Source organism: Halomonas marinisediminis (assembly GCF_004347715.1).
Lineage (GTDB): Bacteria > Pseudomonadota > Gammaproteobacteria > Pseudomonadales > Halomonadaceae > Halomonas > Halomonas icarae.
Genome location: NZ_SLTR01000003.1, coordinates 160,778 through 182,883 on the forward strand (window position 1 = coordinate 160,778; position 22,106 = coordinate 182,883).

Genomic DNA, 22,106 nt, shown 5'->3' on the forward strand with positions numbered 1-22,106 from the left:
ATGACTGGTAGCATCTTCATTATTGCAGCATTCATGATCATTCCCTTGCTCGTGGGAGTGGTTTCCGCGAGACAATCGAAGGACACCAGCGAGGATTTTTTTGTTCAAGGACGAGCAATGGGCAGCATTGCCGTATTCTTCACGGTGGCCGCCACCTGGTGGAGCGCTTTTGCCTTCCTGGGCTCCAATGCCACCTTCTATACCAGTGGGCCTGTCTACCTCACCGCGCTGGCGTGGAACCTGTTGTTCGGCTTCATGTACTACTGGGTCGGAAAGCGGGTCTGGTTCCTGGGCAAGCGCTTCAACTACCTGACACCTTCCGATCTGATGGGTGACTTCTACAACAGCGAGGCGCTGCGTCTTCTGGTCGTGGTGATCACCCTGGTGTTCACGGTTCCTTACCTGCAAATCCAGCTCACCGGAGGCGCCTACCTGATCGAAGTTGCCTCTGGTGGCGTTATCCCCTTCTGGCTGGCAGCTCTACTCTTCTACTTCATCATTATTGTTTACGTATGGATTGGTGGTATCCGAGCAATCGCCTGGACAGATGTAATCTACGGTGCACTGCTATTCTTCGGAATGCTATATGCCGGCTACTATATTTCTCATCAGGTGGGAGGCCCAACAGCACTGTTTGCACAGCTCCACCAAAGCTCTCCCGAGTATCTGACCATGCCAGGGCCGAACGGCAACATGGGATACAGCATGTGGTTCTCCCTGTTCGTTATCGTGGCGATTGGAGCTTTTATGGGTCCTCAGATCTGGCTTCGCATGTATTCGGTAAAAAGTGGACGACTGTTCAACCTTATGCCCTTCCTCCTTGGTCTCGCTGCCTTTGGCTACTTCGGCTCCGTACTGACTGGATACAGTGGCGTTCTGCTTGAACCAGGCCTGGAGAATGCTGATCAGATTCTGCCCGTCATGCTGATGAACTATGCACCATATATGATCGCGTCACTCATCATGGCTGCTGGAGCTGCTGCGGCAATGTCTACAGCAAACTCACAGATCCATGCCGTCTCTACAGTGGTGACCATGGATATTTATCAACGCTATATGAACCGCGAAGCGAGTCAGGCACGCATTGTAACCATCGGCCGACTGTCGCTCGTCGGGTTCTCCTTGGCTGCTTATATCCTGGCGCTGACAGTCCCTGGGCTTTTGGTGACCATTGGTATCGCAGCCCTGGCCGGCACCGCCCAGCTTATCGTACCAACCCTCGGCGCGATTACTTGGCGGCGCGCGCACCCAACGGCGGCATTCTGGGGTCTCATTACTGGCATACTGTGCGTGCTGTTTCTCACCTACGGTCCGACAGTCAGCAACCCATTGGGACTGCATGCTGGTATTTGGGGGCTACTGCTGAACGGAGGGCTCTTCGTATGCCTTAGCCTAGTGCTCAAGCGCAAGGATCACCATGTAGTCGAGCGGTTCGTGCAAGCGCGTCATGAATACGACGCAGAGTATCATCCTGAGCGTCTGGAAAATGAAGACAGACCTGTCGGCGAAGCAGTGACTTCCCGATAAGTTCAGTGCGGGGCCTGCCTACAGGCCCCGCTTAACTCAAGGAGCGGCCCATGGCCAAAATTCCATCCAAACGTCGACAAAAACTCGCCGAGCTCATTAGTGATGATATCAAGCGTTGGATTGCGACTGAGGGAATGACTGAGGGCGACCGCCTCCCAAATGAAAAATCTCTTATGGAGCTATACGACTGCGCCAAAGGGACAGTGCGTGAGGCTCTAAAGATTCTCGAAGTGGAGGGTTTGATTACCCTCAAGACAGGGCCGGGTGGTGGAGCAATCCTGCATACGCCCAGCATGGAGCCTGCCAGCCGAATGTTGCGCAACTTTCTACACTTTCGATCGCTGGATGGCCATCATGTCTATCAGCTACGTCGCCTGCTGGAAGTAGAGCTGGCCGTCTCCGTTGTAGGGAGACTTTCTGAGCAGGATCTAGAAGGCCTGACTGCCAACATTGATGCCTGCCAGTGTTGCCATCCTGGCGAGGAGGATCAAAGACGGCAGCGTTTTCTCGAGCTGGAGTTTCACAACCTACTGGCCCGCGCTTGCCCCAACCCACTACTAGCTTTCATGTGCCGTTTCCTAAACGACATGCTACGCGACCTGGTGGTAGTCAAAAAAGCCTATATCCCCGAGCGGCAGCAGTTCGATAAGGCCAATCATCGCTACCACCGCGAGCTTGTCAAAGCCTTTCGTGAGGAAGATCGAGAGCTAGTAGCCAGGCTGATGGACGAGCATATGCGTGACGCTGAAGACAACATGTCGGCACTTGAAGCCGAAATGGCTGATCAAATGTTAGTTACTCAGCATAATCATTACGATGGTACAGCCTCGCCTCTTCGGCGACTAAATCATCTATAACACTAGCCAATCACGCTACATTCAGCTGGATAAAACAGAGAATTATCTTCTCTTATTTTTTTCACTTAATCGATAAAATACGCTTTTACCAACAAGCACAATGAGGCTATTGATGACCACAGCTAACATCCTGAATCACACTACAGAGTTACGCACCAACCAGCACCGTCTTTGGCAATCACTGATGGAGATGGCCCGAATCGGTGCCACCCCCAAGGGCGGTGTTAATCGACAAGCCTTCACCGAACTCGATCGCCAATCACGAGAACTATTCATCGAGTGGTGTCGCGCCGAAGGGTGCAGCATCCGCATTGACGCCATCGGTAATATCTTCGCCCGTCGCGAAGGGCAGAACTCTGATAGCCCTGCGGTATTGACAGGAAGTCATCTCGATAGCCAACCCACCGGTGGCAAGTTCGACGGCGTCTACGGTGTGCTGGCCGGGCTAGAGGTAATCAGGACTTTAAACGAGTCCGATATCCAAACCTGCGCCCCAATTGAGGTCGTCGCCTGGAGCAACGAAGAAGGGTGTCGATTCGCTCCCTGCATGATGGGCTCTGGCGTATTTACCGGCCAACTGAAACTCGAGGAAATGTTTGCCCGCACCGACGACGATGGTGTCAATGCCGGCCAAGCGCTAGAGGCCATCGGCTATCGCGGCACCGATCATGTAACGCCTGAAAATATCAAGGCGTTCTTCGAGTGCCACATCGAACAGGGGCCAATCCTTGAGGACACCGGCAATACCGTTGGTGTAGTGGTGGGAGCTCTCGGACAAAAGTGGTTCGACCTCACTCTGACCGGGTTGGAGGCGCATGCCGGCCCGACACCAATGACGCTGCGACGCGACGCCATGCTCGGTGCCGCCGAAATCACGCAGGCAATCAATCGAATCGCCAATACCTATCAGCCACATGGCCGCGGTACGGTGGGCGTAATGCAGCTGCACCCCGGTTCGCGCAATGTCATTCCCGGGCAGGTAAAGATGACCGTCGATATGCGCCACTTTGACAGCAATACGCTAGAGAAGATGGCCGCCGAACTGCGCCAGTCAGTTGAGGAAACACGCCAACGCCATGGACTCGAAGCCGAGCTGGTTGCCACTGCGGACTTTGCCCCCGAGCACTTCGCCGAAGCCTGTGTCGGCGCCGTGCGGCGCGCAGCCGAGATGCTGGGTTGCTCGCATATGGATATCGTCAGTGGTGCGGGGCACGACGCCATCTTCATGGGCCGCGTCACGCAGGCTGGCATGATCTTCGTACCTTGCGAGAACGGTATCAGCCACAACGAGATCGAGAACGCCACTCCCAGCGACCTGCACGACGGCTGCAACGTGCTGCTTCATGCCATGCTCGAGCAAGCTGGCGTAAGCGAGGAGTGATTCATGTCCCAACGAGCCCCTCTTCCTGCCCGCCTCGCCGAACTGACCGCCGCGCAAGCCCTTGAGCTCTTTCGCCAACGGCAGTTATCACCGGTAGAACTCACCCAGGACTGCCTGGCGCGTATCGAGCAGCATGATCCAACGATCAACGCCTTTGCCCACGTGGATGCCGCTCAGGCGTTGACCGCTGCTCGTGCCGCCGAGGTGCGCTGGCATGCCGGCACCCCCTGTGGCCCCCTGGACGGCATCCCCACCACCATCAAGGATCTGACGCTAACGGCTGGTATGCCGACGCGGTTCGGCTCAGCTACCAGCGATCCTGATGGCCCATGGGAAACCGATGCACCGATCAGCCACCACCTGCGTCAGGCTGGCGCGGTAATCCTCGGTAAAACGACCTCACCGGAGTTCGGCTGGAAGGGAGTCACTGACAACCCCTTGCATGGCATCACTCGCAACCCCTGGGACCACCGTCTGACACCGGGCGGCTCCTCGGGGGGTGCAGCGGCGGCAGCGGCCCTCAATCTGGGGCTGCTTCATCAGGGTAGTGACGCCGGCGGCTCCATTCGGATTCCCTGCAGCTTCACAGGCACCTTCGGCATCAAGCCCACCTTCGGCTGGGTACCACAGTGGCCGGCCAGTGCCATGAGCCAGCTCTCACATTTGGGACCGATGACCCGCACCGCGAATGACAGCGCCCTGATGCTCAGCGTCATGGCCAAACCCGATGCTCGTGACGGGTATTCAGGCAACCCCCGCGCCGACGATTGGCTGACGCCGCCACCTACGTCGCTGAAAGGATGGAGGATCGCGTACAGCCCTGACCTTGGCTATGTAGATGTGGCGCCGGATATTGCGGCGTGCACCCGAAAGGCTGTTGAAAAGCTTCAGGACTTAGGTGCCACGATTGATGAGATAGATCCCGGGTTTGACTCTCCCCTGGAGGTCTTCAATACCCTTTGGTTTGCCGGCGCCAGTCAGGTGTTGGAGCGCCTTGATAGGGACCAGCAAGACAAGTTGGATCCTGGCTTCCTGAGTATTGCTCGGCGTGGCGCGGACATCTCGCTACGAGACTACCTGGCCGCCTGTCGCGCCAGAGAGCAGCTCACCGCGCAGATGCAGCTGTTTCATCAGCATTACGACCTGCTGATCACACCCACCCTCCCCCTCTCTCCCTTTGAGGCAGGGCACAACGTCCCCCCTGGCGGCCCCTACAGGGAGTGGATGGAGTGGACTCCCTTCAGCTACCCGTTCAACCTGACCCAACAGCCCGCCGCCTCGCTGCCCTGCGGCCTGGACGATCAGGGATTACCGGTTGGTCTGCACCTGGTCGGACCACGCTTCCAGGACCTCAAGGTTCTGCAGGTTGCCCGGCTACTAGAGCAACACCTGCCGGATCATCCCACCCTCGATCTCTAACCGAAGTGGTGCCGGGGTGCTCCCGGCACTCCCCATTCCAATCTCCCAGCCTACCGTCTAATGCAAGCCGGCAGAGGCTCAAGGCTGTGGTACGAAACGGGCACCGGCAGGGGGAAGAGCCAAACCGGCTTGCCCAGAAGTCCACAGCTCTTCCTGCACCATATACGCCCGCTTAAAGCAGGTAATAACCGCCGTTAAGGGCGTCGATCAGCAGGTCGAGATCACCGTGCCGTTCATGGCGAGCAGTGATGCGCCACAGGGGCTTGCGAACGGTCTGGCAGCGCATCAACTCGAGCCCCGAGGCGCTTCGGCGCTTCAAGCGATGGCGGCGCACCTGCATCACATGCTGGCGCGCCTTGCGTTCGAGGGGAGGCGTCTCGAGCTCGGGGTCAGGCAGCGTGGCAGCCCTCAGGGGAGTGCCGAACTCGATGCCCTCCACTGTCGTACTGACCCCTTGGCAACGATCGACCAGACAGTTCATCAGCTCCTGACGCGACATGCCCCAGCGTCGAGTGTTCCAGCGATAGAGACAAAGCAGGTACGGGAAGCCGATCGGCTCGACCCTATCGATCGTCAGCTCGGCGTCGATGCTGGCGACACGTCGTTCGAGGCCGTCGAGGGGAAGCCTGGCCTTAAGCCAGGCTTCCCGATCATCGGCGACGTCCACCACGGGACTCCCCGAGGGCTCGATCACGCCGGGCGCTCACTGAGCTTGAGCGTCAGCGCCTCATGTGCCATCTCGAAGCTTTGCTGCGCCTTCAGTGGCCTCGGCAGGGGGCGCAGTTCGGCGGTCTCCTCCATCGCCTGCAGGATATGCTCGGGAACGGGATGGCTGGTTTGCGTCAGCAGGCTGGCGACGACCATCGCCAGGCTGGAGAGCACCACACCGGCCAGCATGGGATGCAGGCCGGTCACCCCGTCCAGCGCCAGATACTGCCAGAAGAACGCCACCAGGCTACCGACAATCATCGAGGCCAGGGCACCGGGCGTATTGGCCTTTCGCCACCACACCGCGGCCACATACGCCGGCAGGAAGGCACTGCCCAGTACCGAGGTCGTGAAGACGACGATGGAGAAGATCGCCGGCGGCTCGAAGACGGCCACGACACCGCAGACGGTTCCCAGCAACAGAACGATCAGCTGGGACACTCTCACCATCTGTTTCTCTTCCATGTTCGGATTGATAAACCGCTCATAGAGGTCTCGCGCCGCAATGCTCCCGGTCTGCAGCAGGATCGAGTCGGCCGTGGACATGATGGCCGCCATGATGGCCGCCATCACGATACCCACCACGGCGGCAGGCAGCAGGTTCTGGGCCAGGGCGAAGATGGCCTGCTCTGGGTCGTCGAGATCGGGCAGCACCAGGATGGCCAGGGTGCCGAGAATATAGGGGGCACTGACGAACACCAGGTTCCACAGGGTGGAGTAGACGCCGGCGCGACGCGCATGGAAAGGGTTGCGCATTGCCATGTGACGCGTGACGACGTGGGGCCAACCCATATAGCCGATGGAGAAGATCAACAATGCCCCCAGCACGATTCCCCACTGCCCTTCATGGACGAGATCCTTGCCCCAGATGCTGAGTAGCGTCGGATCAATGGAAGCGATGGCCTGGTTGGCAGCCGTCAGGCCACCGACCTCCTGAAGCGTGGCGACCAGGATCCAGACGATGCCAATGATCATCACGAAGCTCTGCAGCAGGTCGGTGTAGGCCACCGCGCCATAGCCGCCCATCAGGGTATAGGCAAGAATGACGCCCACGGCTATCGCCAGCGCCACCTCGTAGGGCAGTCCTGTCACCAGTTCCAGGCCCTTGCCACCGGCGATGAACTGCGCCAGTACATAGGCGCCCAGCAGGGAGACCGACAGCACCGCCGCGATCAGGCGGACCCACTTGCTGGGATAGCGCTTCTCGAGATACTCGATGGAAGTTAGTGCCCCCATGATCTGGGAGAGCTTTCGCATCCGCCGTCCGAGAACCGAGAGGTTCACCACCCCGCCACCGATATCTCCCGCGGCATACCAGAATCCATAATACCCCTGGGTGTAGCCGAGAGACCCGGCCCCCAGGAACATGTAGCCACTCATGGATGTCGACTGCATCGTCATGGCGGTCACCAGAGGCCCCACATTGCGACCGCTAAGGTAGTACCCCTCCATGCTGCTCGAGCCGCCTCGGCGCATGGAAATCACACCTACTGCCAACATGCCGGCGAAGTACAAGCCAAGAAACAGCAATACCGTCGAGTTCACTCATTTTCTCCTGTCACGCGATTCTTGTTTTCATGACCAGCCGCCTCGACTCAGCGACCGGACTCCGAGTTCTTGAGTCCCGGCCAGCCTCGCGTTACCCAGAGGAAGCCCAGCGTGTAGAGCACCCAGAACACCGGCACACCGATGACCAGCCAGGTGGTGGATACGGGTAATCCGAACATCGTTATCTCCACTGCTTGTTGTTGATATTTTTGGCGTCTCAATCACGATGGCCCCGCCTAGGCGGAGCCACTTAGCCTCAACGAAACCACCGGGGCTCAGGAGGGGAAGGAGAACTGCACCCCTTCACGCACGCCGGCGGAGGGCCAGCGCTGGGTCACGGTCTTGCGACGCGTGTAGAAGCGAACCGCGTCGGGGCCGTAGGCGGAAAGATCACCGAACAGCGAACGCTTCCAGCCACCGAAGCTGTGATACGACACGGGCACCGGCAGCGGCACGTTGATTCCTACCATGCCGACCAGGATATTATCGCTGAAGTAGCGTGCCGCCTCACCATCGCGGGTGTAGATGCAGGTGCCATTGCCATACTCATGCTCATCGATCAGCCGCATCGCCTCTTCCATGCTGTCGACCCGCATGACCAGCAGCACGGGACCGAAGATCTCTTCCCGATAGCAGGTCATCTCGGGCGTCACATTATCGATCAGGGTGCCGCCGACATAGAAGCCCCCCTCGTAACCCTCCACCTGGACGTCGCGACCGTCGACCACCAGGGTAGCGCCCTGCTCCGCGGCACTGGCGATATAGCCGCAGACCTTTTCCTGATGCGCCTTGGTGATCACCGGACCGAAGTCGTTGCTCTTGTCGGAGAAGGGGCCGACCTTGAGGGTCGCCATCGACTCCTGCATCTTGGCAATCAGGGTATCGGCCGCTTCATCCCCCACGGCCACCGCCACGGATAGCGCCATGCAGCGCTCGCCGGAGGAACCGAAGGCGGCTCCGGTCAGCGAGTTGACCACATTTTCCATATCGGCATCGGGCATGACGATGGCGTGGTTCTTGGCGCCACCCAGCGCCTGACAACGCTTGCCGTTGGCGCTGGCCCGCGAGTAGATATACTCGGCGATCGGCGTGGAGCCGACGAAGCTGACGGCCTGGACACGGGCATCATCGAGCAGGGTGTCCACGGCCTCCTTGTCACCATTGACGACGTTGAGCACGCCCGCGGGCAGGCCCGCCTCCAGCGCCAGCTCGGCGATAAAGAGTGCCGAGGTCGGGTCACGCTCCGAGGGCTTGAGCACGAAGGTGTTACCGCAGGCGATGGCCATGGGATACATCCACAGCGGCACCATCGCGGGGAAGTTGAACGGCGTGATGCCGGCCACCACGCCCAGGGGCTGGTGCTCGCTCCAGGAGTCGATGCCCGGCCCGGTATTCTTGCTGTGCTCCCCCTTGAGCAGTTCCGGCGCGCCGCAGGCGTACTCGACATTCTCGATACCGCGGGCCAACTCCCCCTGGGCGTCGTGGGAAATCTTGCCATGCTCTTCGCCGATCAGGCGAACGATCTCCTCGGCATGCTCCTCCAGCAGCTGCTTGAAGCGGAACATGACTCGAGCCCGTTTGGCCGGGGGGGTATTGCGCCAGGCCGGGAAGGCCGCCTGGGCCGCGGCGATGGCCTCCTCGACGGTCGCCTTGCTGGCCAGGCTGACCTGGCCCTTCACCTCACCGGTGGAGGGGTTGTAAAGATCCTGGCTGCGCCCTTGGCGGTCGACACGAGCGCCGTTGATCAGGTGGCCGAGTGCTGTCATGAATTACCTCTTGCTGTTGCGTTGTTGTGGGAAAATTCCGCCGTGAGAAAGGCTCAATCCAGCTCGCCGATGACCTCGCCAAGCACATTGACGACCCGGTCGATCTCCTCTTTCTCGACGATAAAGGGCAGGCCCAGCTGAATCGTGTCGGCGCCATAACGCACATAGAAGCCCTTCTCCCAGCACTTCATGGCGATCTCGAAGGGCCGACGGGCCGGCTCGCCGGGGTAGTGCTCGATCTGCAGGGCACCGGCGAGGCCGTAATTGCGAATATCGCTGATATAGCGAGTCCCCTTGAGGCTGTGCAGGGCGTCCTCGAAGAGCGGACTCATCTGGCGCACCCGCTCGATAAGATTCTCCTGCTCCAGGATATCCAGTGAAGCCATGGCCGCGGCGCAGGCCACCGGATGGCCGGAGTAGGTGTAGCCATGGGGCAGCTCGAGCATATAGTCGGGGCCACCCTGCTCCATGAAGGTGTTGTAGATCTCGCCGGTGACCATCACGCCGCCCATGGGTACTGCGCCATTGGTGAGCTGCTTGGCGAAGTTCATCATGTCGGGTACTACCCCGAAGGCATCGGCACCGGTCATGGCTCCCATGCGCCCGAAGCCGGTAATCACCTCGTCGAAGATCAACAGGATATCGTTGGCATCGCAGATCTCACGCAGGCGCTGCAGGTACCCCTTGGGGGGTGGAATCACGCCAGCCGAACCGGCCAGCGGCTCGACGATGACCGCGGCGATATTGGAGGCGTCATGCAGGGCGATAAGCTCCAGCAGGTCCTCGGCCTTCTCGGCGCCGCGCTCAGGCATGCCTCGAGTAAAGGCGTTCTCGGCCATCAGGGTATGGGGCAGATGGTCCGCGTCCACCCCCTGACCGAACAGCGCGCGGTTGGCACCAATGCCACCCAGGCTGATGCCGCCGAAGTTGACTCCGTGATAGCCCTTGGCCCGGCCGATCAGCTTGGTCTTGGTGGGCTTGCCCTTCTTGCGCCAGTAGGCGCGGGCGATCTTCAGGGAAGTGTCGGCACTCTCGGAGCCGGAGCCAGTAAAGAAGGCGTGGTCCAGCCCTTCCGGCGTCAGCTCACGCAGGCGATGGGCCAGCTCGAAGGCCTTGGGGTGGCCAAACTGGAAGGCCGGCGCATAATCCAGCTCGCGCAGCTGCCGGCTGACGGCATCGGCAATCTCGGGGCGAGAGTGACCGGCACCACAGGTCCATAGCCCGGAAAGGCTGTCGAAGACCCGACGGCCATCGGCATCGATCAGGTAGCTACCCTCGGCGCCGACGATGATCCGCGGGTCGCGCTTGAACTGACGGTTGCCGGTGTAGGGCATCCAGTAGGCATCCAGCTGCTCGGCACTCAAGCCGGCGGCGTAGTGAAACTGCTGAGCGGTCATGGCGTTGGCCTCCCTTATTGTAGGTATCGGCTGCGGATATCGAGAGCGATGTCGCGGCCGGCATCGACCTAGGTACAGGGTTCAAGCTAGCCCTCTGTTTGCATTAGTTAAATTATAAGGTATTTAATCTCATGCAAGCGATTGGTTAACTTACACCCCACCAGCCCCATGACCACCACCGCACGGCCGCGGGAGCACGACCGCCAGAGGATGAGCACGATGACCCTGCGCAGGAATACCCCCATGGGGCAGCTCGGAGACACCGATCTACGCCTGCTGCGGATCTACCGCAAGGTAGTGGAGTCTGGAGGATTTTCTGCCGCCGAGGTGGCGCTGGGCATCAGCCGCGCCGCCATCAGCATGGCGATGAATGACCTGGAGACACGGCTAGGCCTGCGCCTCTGCCAACGCGGACGCAGCGGCTTCGCCCTGACCGACGAGGGGGCGGAGGTCTATGAATCGACCCTGCAATTGCTGGCCGCCGTGGAGGGGTTTCGCACCCGGGTCAACGGCCTGCATGCCCAGCTCAAGGGCGAGCTCAATATCGGCATCACCGACAATCTGGTGACAATGCCCGAGATGCATATCACCGATGCGCTCAGTGCGCTCAAGGAGCGGGGTCCCGGGGTGCGCATCAATATCCGCATGATTCCCCCCAGCGATATCGAGCTCGCGGTGCTCGACGGCCGACTCCATACCGGGGTGATTCCCGACCTCAAGGTGCTACCGGGGCTGCATTACCTCTCACTCTACGCCGAGGAGTCGCTTCTCTACTGCTCCAATGAGCATGCACTGTTCGATGTGGAAGGCATCGACGAGGCGGCTCTGGCCGACCACGATGCCGTGGTCCCCGCCTACGCCCAGACCCCCGAGATCAAGGAAGTTCATGAGCCACTGAAGGAGGCAGCCTCGGCCAGCGACCGCGAAGGCATCGCCTTTTTGATCCTCTCAGGCCGCTTTATCGGCTATCTGCCGACACACTACGCGGAAGGTTGGGTCCGCGAGGGACGCATGCGCGCCCTCTGCCCCGAGAGGTGGCGTTACTGCACCCACTACAGCGCCATCACGCGCAAGGGCGCACCGCCCAACCTCGTGCTGGAGAGCTATCTCGAGGAGCTGACCAGGCTGGTGAAGACATAAGCGGAGGGCGATGCTCTCTTGGGCAGGCAGGGTCACCACCCCATGTCCTGGCCGAGCGCGGCGGCGATGATGCAAGACTCGCCACACCGAGAGCCGACCGTCACGCCTGCAGCTCGGAATCGGCGGCGGCCTCCAGCAGATGGTTGACGAAGTGGCGAACCTTGGCCAGTTCGCCCAGGTGTTCCGGATAGACGAGATAGTAGGCGTTGGGGCTACCGAGTACCGCCGGCCAGGCGGGCACCAGGGCACCCTGCTCCAGCTCGTTCAGGATCATGAAACGAGGAATCAGCGCCAGGCCGCCACCGGCTATGACCGTGGCGATCAGGGTTTGGAAGGTTTCAAAGCGGATGCCGTGATAACTCTTGTCGGTGCTGGTCCCCTGGCCGGCGAACCAGCGGTGCCAGGCGTCGGGGCGAGTCGACAGATGCAGCAGCCGACAGTCGGCCAGGTCGTCGGGAGAGGTCAGCCGACGACGAGCCAGGTAACCGGGAGCCCCCACCGCCACCACCTCTTCATCGAACAGCTTGTGACACTCGAGGTTGGGCCAGCTGCCATGGCCATGGAAGATCGCCACATCGATGCCGTCGTTCTCCAGGTCGAAGGTCTCGACGCGCTCGGTCAGGTGCAGGGTAATGCCGGGGTGGGCCGTGAAGAAGGTCGGCAGATACTGTGCCAGCCAGCGGGTGCCGAAGGTGGGCAGGGTAGTGACGTTGAGCACCTCGCCATGGCCGCTATAGGTCATGATGGCATTGGCCGACATCTCAAGATGCGCCAGGATCTTGCGCACCTCGGTCAGGTAGAGCGAGCCTTCCGGGGTCAGCACCAGGGTGCGCCGAAGGCGCCGGAACAGCTTGTGCTGCAGGTAGTCCTCGAGCTGTGCCACCTGCTTGCTGATGGCGCTCTGGGTAATGCTCAGCTCGTCGGCCGCCCGGGTGAAGCTCAGGTGCCGGGCGGCGGCTTCGAAGCACTGCAGGGTAGTGGTCGAGGGGAGGTGGCGAGCCTTCATGGGACGCTGACTCCAGCGCAAAAACGCCCATTCTACCTCAAATCGGAGGCCCTGCCGCTGATGGCGGCAGGGCCCCGTGCACATCGATCTACCGCTGTAGCGCGGAGGCTGGCAGGGGCGCCTCGGGGCGACGCGATTGCCACCAGGCGATCAGTGCCAGCGCCGCCAGGCCCAGCGTGCTGGTGACCGGTTCCGGCGCCACCATGGCCAGGCCGGCCACCAGCAGCACCAGGCGCTCCCAGGCCAGGGTGTCGCGCACGAAGTGGCCCATCAGGGCCGCACTCACCCCGACCAGCCCCACCAAGAGGAAGCCCACCGCCGTCACCAGGCCGAGCGGCGTGGCGTCGATCATTACCAGCGCCGGATTGTAGATCAGCGCATAAGGAATGATGAAGGCGCCGATCGCCAGTTTCAGCGCGGTCACCCCGGTCTTCATCGGATTGGCGCCGGCGATGCCCGCCCCGGCGTAGGCCGCCAGACACACCGGTGGAGTGATGTCCGCGACGATACCGAAGTAGAACACGAACAGATGCACAGCCATGGGGGCCAGGCCGAACTCGTTGATCAGGGCCGGCGCCGCGATGGTGGCGGTCACCACGTAGTTGGCGGTGGTCGGCAGGCCCATGCCCAGCACGATGCAGGCCAGCATGGTGAAGATCAGCGCCAGGATCAGGGTGCCGTCGGCCAGACTGATGATGCCCGCGGCGAACTTGGCGCCGAGCCCGGTCATGCCCACCACCCCGGCGATGATACCGGCGGTGGCCACGGCGGCGATCACCGGCAGTGCCACACGGGCACCCCTATCAAGCAGGCGCACCAGCTTGGCCGGCGAGGGGCGCGTCTCCTTGCGCAGCAGACTCACCGCCAGGGCGGCCGCGATGCCGAGCAGGGCGGCGCGCTGGGCGGTGAAGCCGACGCTCACCGTGGTGACGATCACCGCCAGCGGCAGCAGCATGTAGCCCTGGCGCATCAGTAGTTTGCGCTTGCTCGGCAGCTGCTCCTTGGGAATGCCGAGGATACGGCTACGCTTGGCCTCGAAGTGCACGCCGATGAAGATGCCGGTGAAGTACATCAGCGCCGGTATCAGGGCGGCGTACATGATCTCACGGTAGGAGACACCCACGTACTCCACCATGATGAAGGCGGCGGCGCCCATCAGCGGTGGCATAATCTGCCCACCGGTGGAGGCCGAGGCTTCGGTGGCGGCAGCCATCTCGGGGCGGAAGCGGGCGTTCTTCATCATCGGGATGGTGAACGAGCCCGACGCCACGGTATTGCCCACCGAGCTGCCCGAGATCATGCCCTGCAGAGCGCTGGCGATCACCGCAGCCTTGGCGGTGCCCCCGGTGAAGCGGCCGGTGGCGGCGAAGGCCAGCTCGTTGAAGAAGCGGCCGACCCCGGTCTGGATCAGTACCACGCCGAAGAACAGGAACAGGAAGATGAACTTCGCCGAAATCTGCAGCGGCGTGCCGAATACCCCGCTTTCGCGGAACCACAGATAGGGCATGATATCGTGCAGGGCGAAGCCCGGATGCGACAGCAGCTGCGTGGGAATGTGGTTGCCAAGCAGCGCATAGGCCAGCGCTAGCAGTGCCACGATCACGATCGGCAGGCCCACGGTGCGGCGCGTCGCCTCCAGCACGAACAGCACGCCCAGCCCCGCCACGATCAGGTCCAGGGTCGAGTAGCCGGTGATGCGGGCGCGCAGCACCTGATCGTAGAACAGGATCTTGTAGTAGGCGCCGAAGGTGGCGACAAAGGCCAGCACCACATCGTACCAGGGCACCCCCTGACGAGCGCCGGCACCGCGATGGGCAGGAAATAGCAGAAAGATCATCCCGAGCGCCAGGCCCAGATGGACCGCGCCCTGCTTCTGCGAGGGCAGGGTGCCGAAATAGCCGGTATAGAGGTGAAAGGTCGTCAGCGCGATGCCGAGCAGCGAGACCGCCCAGCCCCAGCGGCCGAGCGTCACTCTCACGCTTGACTCGCGGTCGTACTTCTCTAGTAGCGCCTGAGTGTCGTCAGGACTTTTTTTTTAACTACGGCGTCTTGAGTCACGACAGGGTCTCCGATGGCCCCGCGGCACCGCCGAAGGCGGCGCCGCGGCGGCGTGGGTTACTGAGCGAGGTCGTTCAGGTCGGTGATGCCGCTGGCGTCGCGGGTCACGATCTGAATGACTTCCGGATAGATATGGCCGATGAAGGCGACGTTACCGATGGCGTTACCATCGAACTCGCCGCTGCCGGCCACCGCGTCCTGGGCCGGTGCATGCACGGTCATGCCCAGGTCCATGCGGTCATCACGGATGCTGACCAGGTTCTCGATCGAGGCGCCTGTCTCGATGTTGGTGAAGTTGGCACCGTCCAGATAGTTATTCCAGATGGTGGCCATCTCGCCGCCGAGGGGGTAGTAGGTGCCACCCTGGCTGCCGGTGCCCAGAATGAACTCGCCCTTCTCCTCGCGGATGTCGAGCTCGGCCACCGGATTGTCGACCTGAAGCCCCTGCTCCTCGTAGTAGCGCTTGGCGCCCGGATGGATCGGCAGACCCTCGGCGCCGTTCAGTGCATTGTCCAGGGTCATGAACGCGGACTGGGAGTGGGTGTTCTCGGCGGCCTTCTCGTGCATCAGACGGGCCAGCTCGTAGCCCAGCTCCTCATCGATGCTGTGGGTGTTGCCCACCAGCACGGCGTAGGCGGTTACCGTAGTCACGTCCTCTGCAAGAAACTCATAGCTGTCCTTGGGGATCACGAAACGGCGGTAGGCACTGTTAGCCTCGATGTATTCCACCGCTTCATCATCCAGGCCGATCATGCGCACGTCGCCGGCGGCCGCCTGCAGGTTCTCGATGCTGCCGGAAGGCAAGCCGAGAATGCCGATGGAGAGGTCGATGTTGCCGTCTTGAACGCCGTCCAGGGCGGCACCGAAGCCCTCCTGGTAGGCGCTGTAGTCGTCCTCGGTTACGCCGTGGGCATCGAGGATCAGGCTGGACACCTGCTGGGTGGTGCTAGCCGGTGGGCCGATCGCCACATTGAAGGTGGTCGAGCCAGCATCGCTGCAGGCACCGAGCAAGGTCGCGGCGGCGATGGCCACGGCGACCGGCATCAGAGGATGGGGCATGGGGCGCTCCTGTCAGGGGGTTGGGGTGGCCTAAGGGCTCTTATGTCGTTAGTTCATCGGGTGCTGTGCCAAAGCGGCCGGCATTGGTATCACGAGGGAATGCTTTTGACAAAAGAAATAACGGCATTCACCCATTCTTTTTGCTCATCTCGGCTTCCAACCTTTCACCTGAGTAAGCCGGCAGCGCCTCAACGTGACATTCCTTTAAGGAATGGGATAAGCGATTTTTTTCGTTTGCGACCCCCGTCCCACGCTGGTTATATCGATGACACTCCCTGATGAACCGATTGGAACCCGTACATGGACTTTCCTCACGTCAGCCGCTCGCTGGGCATCGTTCACCCGCTGTGCGTTGCGCGCGGCCGCAATGCCGAACTGTGGGACGAGCAGGGCCGGCACTACGTCGACTTCGTCGGCGGTATCGGTGTGCTCAACCTGGGCCATGGCCACCCGGCGGTCGTTGAGGCGGTCAAGGCTCAGATCGATAGATTGATGCACTCGGCCTTCAACGCCCTGCCGCACCGCGGCTACCTGGAGGTCGCGAACGCGCTCGATGGCTTCGTGCCGGTCTCCTACCCGCTCTCCTGCATGCTCACCAACAGCGGCGCCGAGGCGACCGAGAACGCCCTCAAGGTGGCTCGCGCCGCCACCGGCCGTCAGGCCGTGATCGCCTTCGACGACGGCTTTCACGGCCGCACCCTGGCGGCGCTCAATCTCAACGGCAAGGTCAAGCCCTACAAGAATGGCCTGGGCGCCCTGCCGGGCCCTGTCCACCATGTGCCGTTCCCGAGCCGCGACAGCGACGTCGGTGCCGACGAGGCGCTGCGCGCCATGGACCGCCTCTTCGAGGTGGAGCTGCCCGCCGACGAGGTCGCGGCCATCATCGTCGAACCGGTGCAGGGCGAGGGCGGCTTCCGGCTGCTCGATGCCGATGTCGCCGTCCACCTGCGTGCGCTCTGCGACAAGCACGGCATCGCGCTGATCTTCGACGAGATCCAGTCGGGGTTCGGACGCACCGGCACGCGCTTCGCCTTCTCTCACCTGGGCGTCGAGCCCGACCTGCTGCTGATGGGCAAGAGCATGGCGGCGGGGCTGCCCCTAGCCGCACTGGTCGGCAAGGCCGCCTTCATGGATGCCCTGCCCAAGGGCGGGCTCGGCGGTACCTACTCGGGCAACCCCGTGGCCTGTGCGGCGGCGCGCGCGGTGATGGACGTGATGAGCGAGGCCAACCTGGCGCACTGGGGCGAGGCGCAGGAGGCCCTGATCGTGGCGGCGCACCGGCGCTTCCGCGAGCGCTTCCCGATGGTCGGCGCCCTGACCGGCGTCGGCGCCATGCGCGGCATCGTCTTCGAGGACACCGCCAGCGCCACCGGCACCGAGCACCTGGCGGCGCTGCTCGCCGCCGGACGCGAGGCCGGCGTGCTGCTGATGCCCAGCGGTCGGCGCCGCAACGTGCTGCGCCTGCTGGCACCGTTGACCGCCGAGCCGGAGGTGATGAGCGAAGGCCTGGCACGTCTGGAGCGGGCCCTGGAAACGCTGCGGCCATGATCGCCCGGCTCGACGCGAATGAGACCGTCTCCGGCGACTACCGGGGCTTCCTCGAAGCCCTGGCCGGCGCCGGCTTCGAGGGAGAGATCGCCCCGGACTACGCCAACCGTACGGTGCTGGCCACCGACAACTCACTCTACCAGCGCCTGCCCCAGGCGGTGCTCTACCCCCGCCACGCCGAGGACCTGGTGCGCATCGCCCGGCTCGCCGGCCAGGAAGAATACCGCGGGGTGGTACTCACCCCCCGCGGCGGCGGCACCGGCACCAACGGCCAGTCGCTGACCGACGGCCTGGTGGTCGACGTCTCCCGGCACATGAATGCGATCCTCGACATCGATGTCGAGAAGCGCCGGGTGCGCGCCCAGGCCGGGGTGGTCAAGGACCAGCTCAACGCCGCGCTCAAGCCCCACGGGCTATTCTTCGCCCCAGAGCTTTCCACCTCAAACCGGGCCACGATCGGCGGCATGATCGCCACCGACGCCAGCGGCCAGGGCAGCTGCACGTACGGCAAGACCCGCGATCATGTGCTCGAGCTCGATAGCGTTCTGCTCGGCGGCGAGCGGCTCACCAGCCGACCGATGGACGAGGCCGAGCTAGACACCCTGTGTGCCCGCGACGACGTAACCGGCCGCGTCTACCGCACCGCCCGAGAGATCATCGACACCCAGCGCGAACGCATCCGCGCGACCTTTCCGCCGCTCAACCGCTGCCTGACCGGCTACGACCTGGCGCACTTGAGGACAACGGACGGCAAGTTCGACCTCAACAGCGTGCTGTGCGGCGCCGAAGGCTCGCTGGCCCTGACCAGCGAGGCGGTGCTCAACGTGCTGCCGATCCCAGCCCACTCGACTCTGGTCAACGTGCGCTACGCCAGTTTCATGGACGCCCTGCGCGATGCCAGGGCGCTGATGGGCGGAGGCAGCACTTCACAACACCAGCCCCAGGCGCGGCCGACCTCCATCGAGACCGTGGACGACACCGTGCTGGGCCTGGCCCGGCAGGACTTCGTCTGGGACAGCGTCGCCGAGTTCTTCCCCGACTCAGGGGGCTCCCCGACTCACGGTATCAACCTGGTCGAGTTCAACGACGACGACCCCGCGCGACTGGCCCAGCGAGTCGCGGCCTTCTGCCGCCATCTGGAAAAGGACCGCAGCGTCAACCGCCTGGGCTATACCCGGGCGGAAGGCCGCCCGGCCATCACCCGGGTCTACGCCATGCGCAAGCGCGCCGTGGGCCTGCTCGGCAACGTCCAGGGCGAGAAGCGTCCGCTGCCCTTCGTCGAGGATACCGCGGTGCCGCCGGAGCACCTGGCCGACTACATCGCCGAGTTCCGCGCCCTCCTCGACGCCCGCGGCCTCGAGTACGGTATGTTCGGCCACGTCGATGCCGGGGTGTTGCACGTGCGCCCGGCGCTGGACATGAAGGATCCCGCCCAGGCGGCGCTGGTCCGCGAGCTCTCCGACGAGGTGGCCGCGCTGACGAAGAAGTACGGCGGCCTCTTGTGGGGCGAGCACGGCAAGGGCGTGCGCTCCGAGTACGCACCGGCCTTCTTCGGTCCGCTCTACCCGATACTGCAGCGGCTCAAGGGTGCCTTCGATCCGCATAACCAGCTCAATCCGGGCAAGATCGCTACGCCTCACTCTATCCCGCCCGAAACCGTGGGTAGGGCTATCCCGCCCGAAACCGCGGGTAGGGCTATCCTGCCCGAAGACGCGGCTCTTTCCCGCTCGTCCGAAACCACGGCGCGGGCACTCGCAACCACTCAAGCGACGCAAGGCGTCGAGAGCGGCGATGAGGAGCAGGTCGTGAAGTGGGTCGACCCGGGGCTGTTGGCCATCGATGGCGTGCCGACCCGCGGCGAGCTCGATCGCCAGATCGACGAGCGGGTCTGGCAGGCCCACGGCGACGCCGTCTACTGCAACGGCAACGGCGCCTGCTACAACTACGACCCGGATGACGCCATGTGCCCATCCTGGAAGGCCACCCGCCAGCGCATCCACTCGCCCAAGGGCCGCGCCAGCCTGATGCGCGAGTGGCTGCGCCTGCAGGGCCGGGCCGGCATCGACGTGCTCGAGGCGTCGCGCCAGGCGCGTTCCCGAGGGGCCTGGGGCGCGGTAAGGGCGTTTCCCGGCAAGCTGAAGAACACTCTGGCCCGGCGCCGCGGCGAGGCGGATTTCTCCCACGAGGTCTACGACGCCATGGCGGGCTGCCTGGCCTGCAAGTCCTGCGCCGGCCAGTGCCCGGTGAAGGTCAACGTGCCGACCTTCCGCTCCCAGTTCCTGGAGGTCTATCACGGCCGCTACCTGCGCCCCGTGCGCGACTACCTGATCGGCGGGCTGGAATTCATGGTGCCGACGCTCTCACGCTTCGCCCCGCTCTACAACGCGGCGCTGAACACTCGCCTGGTCGACCGCCTGCTGGCCGGGCCCGTGGGCCTGGTCGACAGCCCCCGACTCTCCCGGACGAACCTGAAGAAGGTCCTGGCCGCCCGTGGCGTTCGCGAGGCCACGCCGACGGCGCTCGGCCGGCTCACCACCCACGAGAGGGCGCACAGCGTGGTGCTGGTGCAGGACGCCTTCACCCGCTACTTCGAGGCCGGGGTGGTGCTGGACGTGGTCGAGCTGCTCGGCCGCCTCGGCGTGCGCGTCTTCCTCGCGCCCTTCGGCCCCAACGGCAAGCCGCTGCACGTCCAGGGCTTCCTCGGCGCCTTCGAACGCACCGCGGCCCGGCAGGCGAGACGGCTCCAGACCCTGGCCGGGTTCGGGGTGCCGCTGGTCGGCATCGACCCGGCCATGACCCTGACCTATCGTCAGGAGTACGTGAAGGCCCTGGGGGCGGACGCCATCCCCGAGGTGCAGCTGCTGCCCGAATGGCTGGCAGGCAGGGCCCCGGACCTGGCCCCAGCGGTGCCGGTGCCGGACGATCCCGGCTTCCGGCTGCTCGCCCACTGCACCGAGAAGACCAACGTCCCCGGCACGCTCAAGGCCTGGCAGCGGGTGTTCGCGGCCTTCGGCCTGGAACTCGAGGTGCTGGCCACCGGCTGCTGCGGCATGTCCGGTACCTACGGCCACGAGGCGCGCAACCTCGAGACCTCTAAGACCATCTACGCCCAATCCTGGCAGCCCCGGGTCGAGGATCCGGCCAACCGGGGGCGGCTGCTCGCCACCGGCTACTCCTGTCGCAGCCAGGCCAGGCGGCTCTCGAGTGCCGCCCTGCCGCATCCGCTGCAGGGGCTGCTCGAGGCGTTCAAGCGTTCGACGCCCACGGGCGCGACACCCGTATTCCCTCTTTCCCACTCGCAACCCGCCCCCATGGAGGCATGACCATGAATGACATCCCCCGCGTTTCCCCCGACGAGATCCGCGACCGCTTCTCCCGCGCCATGTCGGCCATGTATCAAGACGAGGTGCCGCAGTACACCACCCTGCTGGAGCTGGTGGAGCAGGTGAACCGCGAGACGCTGGAGGCGAACCCGGCGCTGGCCGAACGACTGACCGAGGCCGATGAGCTGGCGCGCCTCGATGTCGAGCGTCACGGCGCCATCCGTGTCGGCAGCGCCGAGGAGCTTGGCATGCTGCGCCGCCTGTTCGCGGTGATGGGCATGCACCCGGTGGGCTACTACGACCTCTCCGAGGCCGGCGTGCCGGTACACTCCACCGCCTTTCGCCCGGTCGATGATGCGGCCCTTTCGCGCAACCCGTTTCGCATCTTCACCTCGCTGCTGCGCCTGGAGCTGATCGAGAGTCAGGAACTGCGCGAGCGAGCGGCGGCCATCCTGGCCGAGCGCGACATCTTCACCCCCGGCGCACGGGAGCTGATCGCCCTTAGCGAGGCCCAAGGCGGGCTCAACGATGACCAGGCCGAGCGCTTCGTCGTCGAGGCGCTGGAGACCTTCCGCTGGCACCATGATGCCACCGTGGACCTCGCCACCTATGAGGCACTGCACGCCGAGCACCGGCTGATCGCCGACGTGGTGTGCTTCCGCGGCCCGCACATCAACCATCTGACGCCGCGCACCCTGGATATCGACGAGGTTCAGCGACGCATGCCGGCGGCAGGCATGACGCCCAAGGCCATCATCGAAGGACCGCCGCGCCGCGACTGCCCGATCCTGCTGCGTCAGACCAGCTTTACCGCGCTGGAGGAGACGATTCGCTTCGCCGGGGAGCAGGCCGGTACGCACACCGCCCGCTTCGGTGAGATCGAGCAGCGCGGTGTGGCGCTGACGCCTCGTGGCCGCGAGCTTTATGACCGCCTGCTGACCCATAGCCGCGAGCAAGGTACCGGCGGCGACAACGCGACTCACCAGCAGCGACTGGCGGAGGTGTTCGCCGACTTCCCCGACAGCGAGAGCGCGCTGCGCCGCCAGGGGCTGGCATTCTTCGAATACCGCCTGACCGACGCCGGCCGTGCCGCCGGCAAGGTCGCCGAGGCGGACCTCGAGACGTTGATCGAACGCGGACTGGTCAGCGCACGGCCGATCACCTACGAGGACTTCCTGCCGGTCAGCGCGGCGGGCATCTTCCAGTCCAACCTGGGCGGCGGTGATAACGGTGCCTACGCCGGCAACGCCAACCGCGCGGCCTTCGAGGCGGCACTGGGCGCCCCGGTGGCCGACGAGCTGGCGCTATACGCCGAGCGTGAACGGGCCAGTCGTGACGCCGTGCTGCAGGCGCTGGCCTACTGAGCCAG

Annotated in this window: 16 protein-coding genes; 8 read left to right on the forward strand and 8 right to left on the reverse strand. The window is 63.5% G+C overall.

All coding sequences use genetic code 11. The features are described from left to right. The 4 genes from E0702_RS04045 to E0702_RS04060 all read left to right on the forward strand — a co-directional run bounded on the left by E0702_RS04045 (position 1) and on the right by E0702_RS04060 (position 5,184). The gene (locus E0702_RS04045) at positions 1–1,527 is read left to right on the forward strand and encodes a sodium:solute symporter family protein (RefSeq protein WP_132041690.1); all 1,527 of its coding nucleotides are present in this window, start codon (positions 1–3) and stop codon (positions 1,525–1,527) included. 50 nt (positions 1,528–1,577) lie between these two features. Next, positions 1,578–2,384 (forward strand): FadR/GntR family transcriptional regulator, encoded by an 807-nt coding sequence (locus E0702_RS04050; protein ID WP_132041691.1) that lies wholly within the window; start codon positions 1,578–1,580, stop codon positions 2,382–2,384. A gap of 112 nt (positions 2,385–2,496) precedes the next feature. Next, positions 2,497–3,765: a Zn-dependent hydrolase gene (locus tag E0702_RS04055; protein WP_132041692.1), complete on the forward strand. Its 1,269-nt coding sequence runs from the start codon at positions 2,497–2,499 to the stop codon at positions 3,763–3,765. Between the two features lie 3 nt (positions 3,766–3,768). Next, positions 3,769–5,184, forward strand: a complete 1,416-nt coding sequence (locus E0702_RS04060) for an amidase (RefSeq protein ID WP_132041693.1) — start codon at positions 3,769–3,771, stop codon at positions 5,182–5,184. Positions 5,185–5,356: 172 nt separating this feature from the next. Here the strand turns inward: E0702_RS04060 and E0702_RS04065 are convergent, their stop codons facing one another. From E0702_RS04065 to E0702_RS04080, 5 genes are all read right to left on the reverse strand, one after another. Continuing rightward, entirely contained in the window at positions 5,357–5,878 is a 522-nt protein-coding gene (locus E0702_RS04065; RefSeq protein ID WP_132041694.1) for a hypothetical protein, read from the reverse strand. Further along, positions 5,875–7,437, reverse strand: a complete 1,563-nt coding sequence (locus E0702_RS04070) for a sodium/proline symporter (RefSeq protein WP_202597171.1) — start codon at positions 7,435–7,437, stop codon at positions 5,875–5,877. The genes E0702_RS04065 and E0702_RS04070 overlap by 4 nt, the downstream gene beginning before the upstream one ends. 50 nt (positions 7,438–7,487) lie before the next feature. Beyond that, a complete protein-coding gene (locus tag E0702_RS20030; RefSeq protein ID WP_267491317.1) occupies positions 7,488–7,619 on the reverse strand; it encodes a hypothetical protein in 132 nt (43 codons plus the stop codon). 96 nt (positions 7,620–7,715) lie between these two features. Continuing rightward, positions 7,716–9,206, reverse strand: a complete 1,491-nt coding sequence (locus tag E0702_RS04075) for a CoA-acylating methylmalonate-semialdehyde dehydrogenase (protein WP_132041695.1) — start codon at positions 9,204–9,206, stop codon at positions 7,716–7,718. A gap of 53 nt (positions 9,207–9,259) precedes the next feature. Then, positions 9,260–10,603 (reverse strand): aspartate aminotransferase family protein, encoded by a 1,344-nt coding sequence (locus E0702_RS04080; protein WP_132041696.1) that lies wholly within the window; start codon positions 10,601–10,603, stop codon positions 9,260–9,262. Positions 10,604–10,822: 219 nt separating this feature from the next. Between E0702_RS04080 and E0702_RS04085 the strand changes: the two genes are divergently transcribed. After that, a complete protein-coding gene (locus E0702_RS04085; RefSeq protein WP_132041697.1) occupies positions 10,823–11,743 on the forward strand; it encodes a LysR family transcriptional regulator in 921 nt (306 codons plus the stop codon). Positions 11,744–11,843: 100 nt separating this feature from the next. Here E0702_RS04085 and E0702_RS04090 read toward each other — a convergent pair whose 3' ends face one another. The 3 genes from E0702_RS04090 to E0702_RS04100 form a co-directional block, all read right to left on the reverse strand. Next, entirely contained in the window at positions 11,844–12,749 is a 906-nt protein-coding gene (locus E0702_RS04090; RefSeq protein WP_132041698.1) for a LysR substrate-binding domain-containing protein, read from the reverse strand. 88 nt (positions 12,750–12,837) lie between these two features. Continuing rightward, complete coding sequence (locus tag E0702_RS04095; protein ID WP_165927474.1) at positions 12,838–14,727, reverse strand: TRAP transporter permease; 1,890 nt, start codon at positions 14,725–14,727, stop codon at positions 12,838–12,840. Positions 14,728–14,864: 137 nt separating this feature from the next. Then, complete coding sequence (locus E0702_RS04100) at positions 14,865–15,866, reverse strand: TAXI family TRAP transporter solute-binding subunit (RefSeq protein WP_132041699.1); 1,002 nt, start codon at positions 15,864–15,866, stop codon at positions 14,865–14,867. A 300-nt stretch (positions 15,867–16,166) separates the two neighbouring features. Between E0702_RS04100 and E0702_RS04105 the strand changes: the two genes are divergently transcribed. The 3 genes from E0702_RS04105 to hglS are packed head-to-tail and all read left to right on the forward strand — an operon-like array spanning position 16,167 to position 22,101. Continuing rightward, positions 16,167–17,414: a 2-aminoadipate transaminase gene (locus E0702_RS04105; protein ID WP_132041700.1), complete on the forward strand. Its 1,248-nt coding sequence runs from the start codon at positions 16,167–16,169 to the stop codon at positions 17,412–17,414. Continuing rightward, complete coding sequence (locus tag E0702_RS04110) at positions 17,411–20,737, forward strand: FAD-binding and (Fe-S)-binding domain-containing protein (RefSeq protein WP_132041701.1); 3,327 nt, start codon at positions 17,411–17,413, stop codon at positions 20,735–20,737. The genes E0702_RS04105 and E0702_RS04110 overlap by 4 nt, the downstream gene beginning before the upstream one ends. Beyond that, positions 20,734–22,101, forward strand: a complete 1,368-nt coding sequence (hglS, locus tag E0702_RS04115) for a 2-oxoadipate dioxygenase/decarboxylase HglS (protein WP_439952322.1) — start codon at positions 20,734–20,736, stop codon at positions 22,099–22,101. The genes E0702_RS04110 and hglS overlap by 4 nt, the downstream gene beginning before the upstream one ends. Positions 22,102–22,106: the final 5 nt, after the last annotated feature.

What these genes read in the sequence shown, in the direction of transcription:
- E0702_RS20030 (WP_267491317.1), bottom strand. Translation starts at nt 7,619, where the DNA reads ATGTTCGGATTACCCGTATCCACCACCTGGCTGGTCATCGGTGTGCCG.
- E0702_RS04100 (WP_132041699.1), bottom strand. Translation starts at nt 15,866, where the DNA reads ATGCCCCATCCTCTGATGCCGGTCGCCGTGGCCATCGCCGCCGCGACC.
- E0702_RS04050 (WP_132041691.1), top strand. Translation starts at nt 1,578, where the DNA reads ATGGCCAAAATTCCATCCAAACGTCGACAAAAACTCGCCGAGCTCATT.
- hglS (WP_439952322.1), top strand. Translation starts at nt 20,734, where the DNA reads ATGACCATGAATGACATCCCCCGCGTTTCCCCCGACGAGATCCGCGAC.
- E0702_RS04075 (WP_132041695.1), bottom strand. Translation starts at nt 9,206, where the DNA reads ATGACAGCACTCGGCCACCTGATCAACGGCGCTCGTGTCGACCGCCAA.
- E0702_RS04110 (WP_132041701.1), top strand. Translation starts at nt 17,411, where the DNA reads ATGATCGCCCGGCTCGACGCGAATGAGACCGTCTCCGGCGACTACCGG.
- E0702_RS04105 (WP_132041700.1), top strand. Translation starts at nt 16,167, where the DNA reads ATGGACTTTCCTCACGTCAGCCGCTCGCTGGGCATCGTTCACCCGCTG.
- E0702_RS04060 (WP_132041693.1), top strand. Translation starts at nt 3,769, where the DNA reads ATGTCCCAACGAGCCCCTCTTCCTGCCCGCCTCGCCGAACTGACCGCC.
- E0702_RS04055 (WP_132041692.1), top strand. Translation starts at nt 2,497, where the DNA reads ATGACCACAGCTAACATCCTGAATCACACTACAGAGTTACGCACCAAC.
- E0702_RS04090 (WP_132041698.1), bottom strand. Translation starts at nt 12,749, where the DNA reads ATGAAGGCTCGCCACCTCCCCTCGACCACTACCCTGCAGTGCTTCGAA.
- E0702_RS04085 (WP_132041697.1), top strand. Translation starts at nt 10,823, where the DNA reads ATGACCCTGCGCAGGAATACCCCCATGGGGCAGCTCGGAGACACCGAT.
- E0702_RS04080 (WP_132041696.1), bottom strand. Translation starts at nt 10,603, where the DNA reads ATGACCGCTCAGCAGTTTCACTACGCCGCCGGCTTGAGTGCCGAGCAG.
- E0702_RS04045 (WP_132041690.1), top strand. Translation starts at nt 1, where the DNA reads ATGACTGGTAGCATCTTCATTATTGCAGCATTCATGATCATTCCCTTG.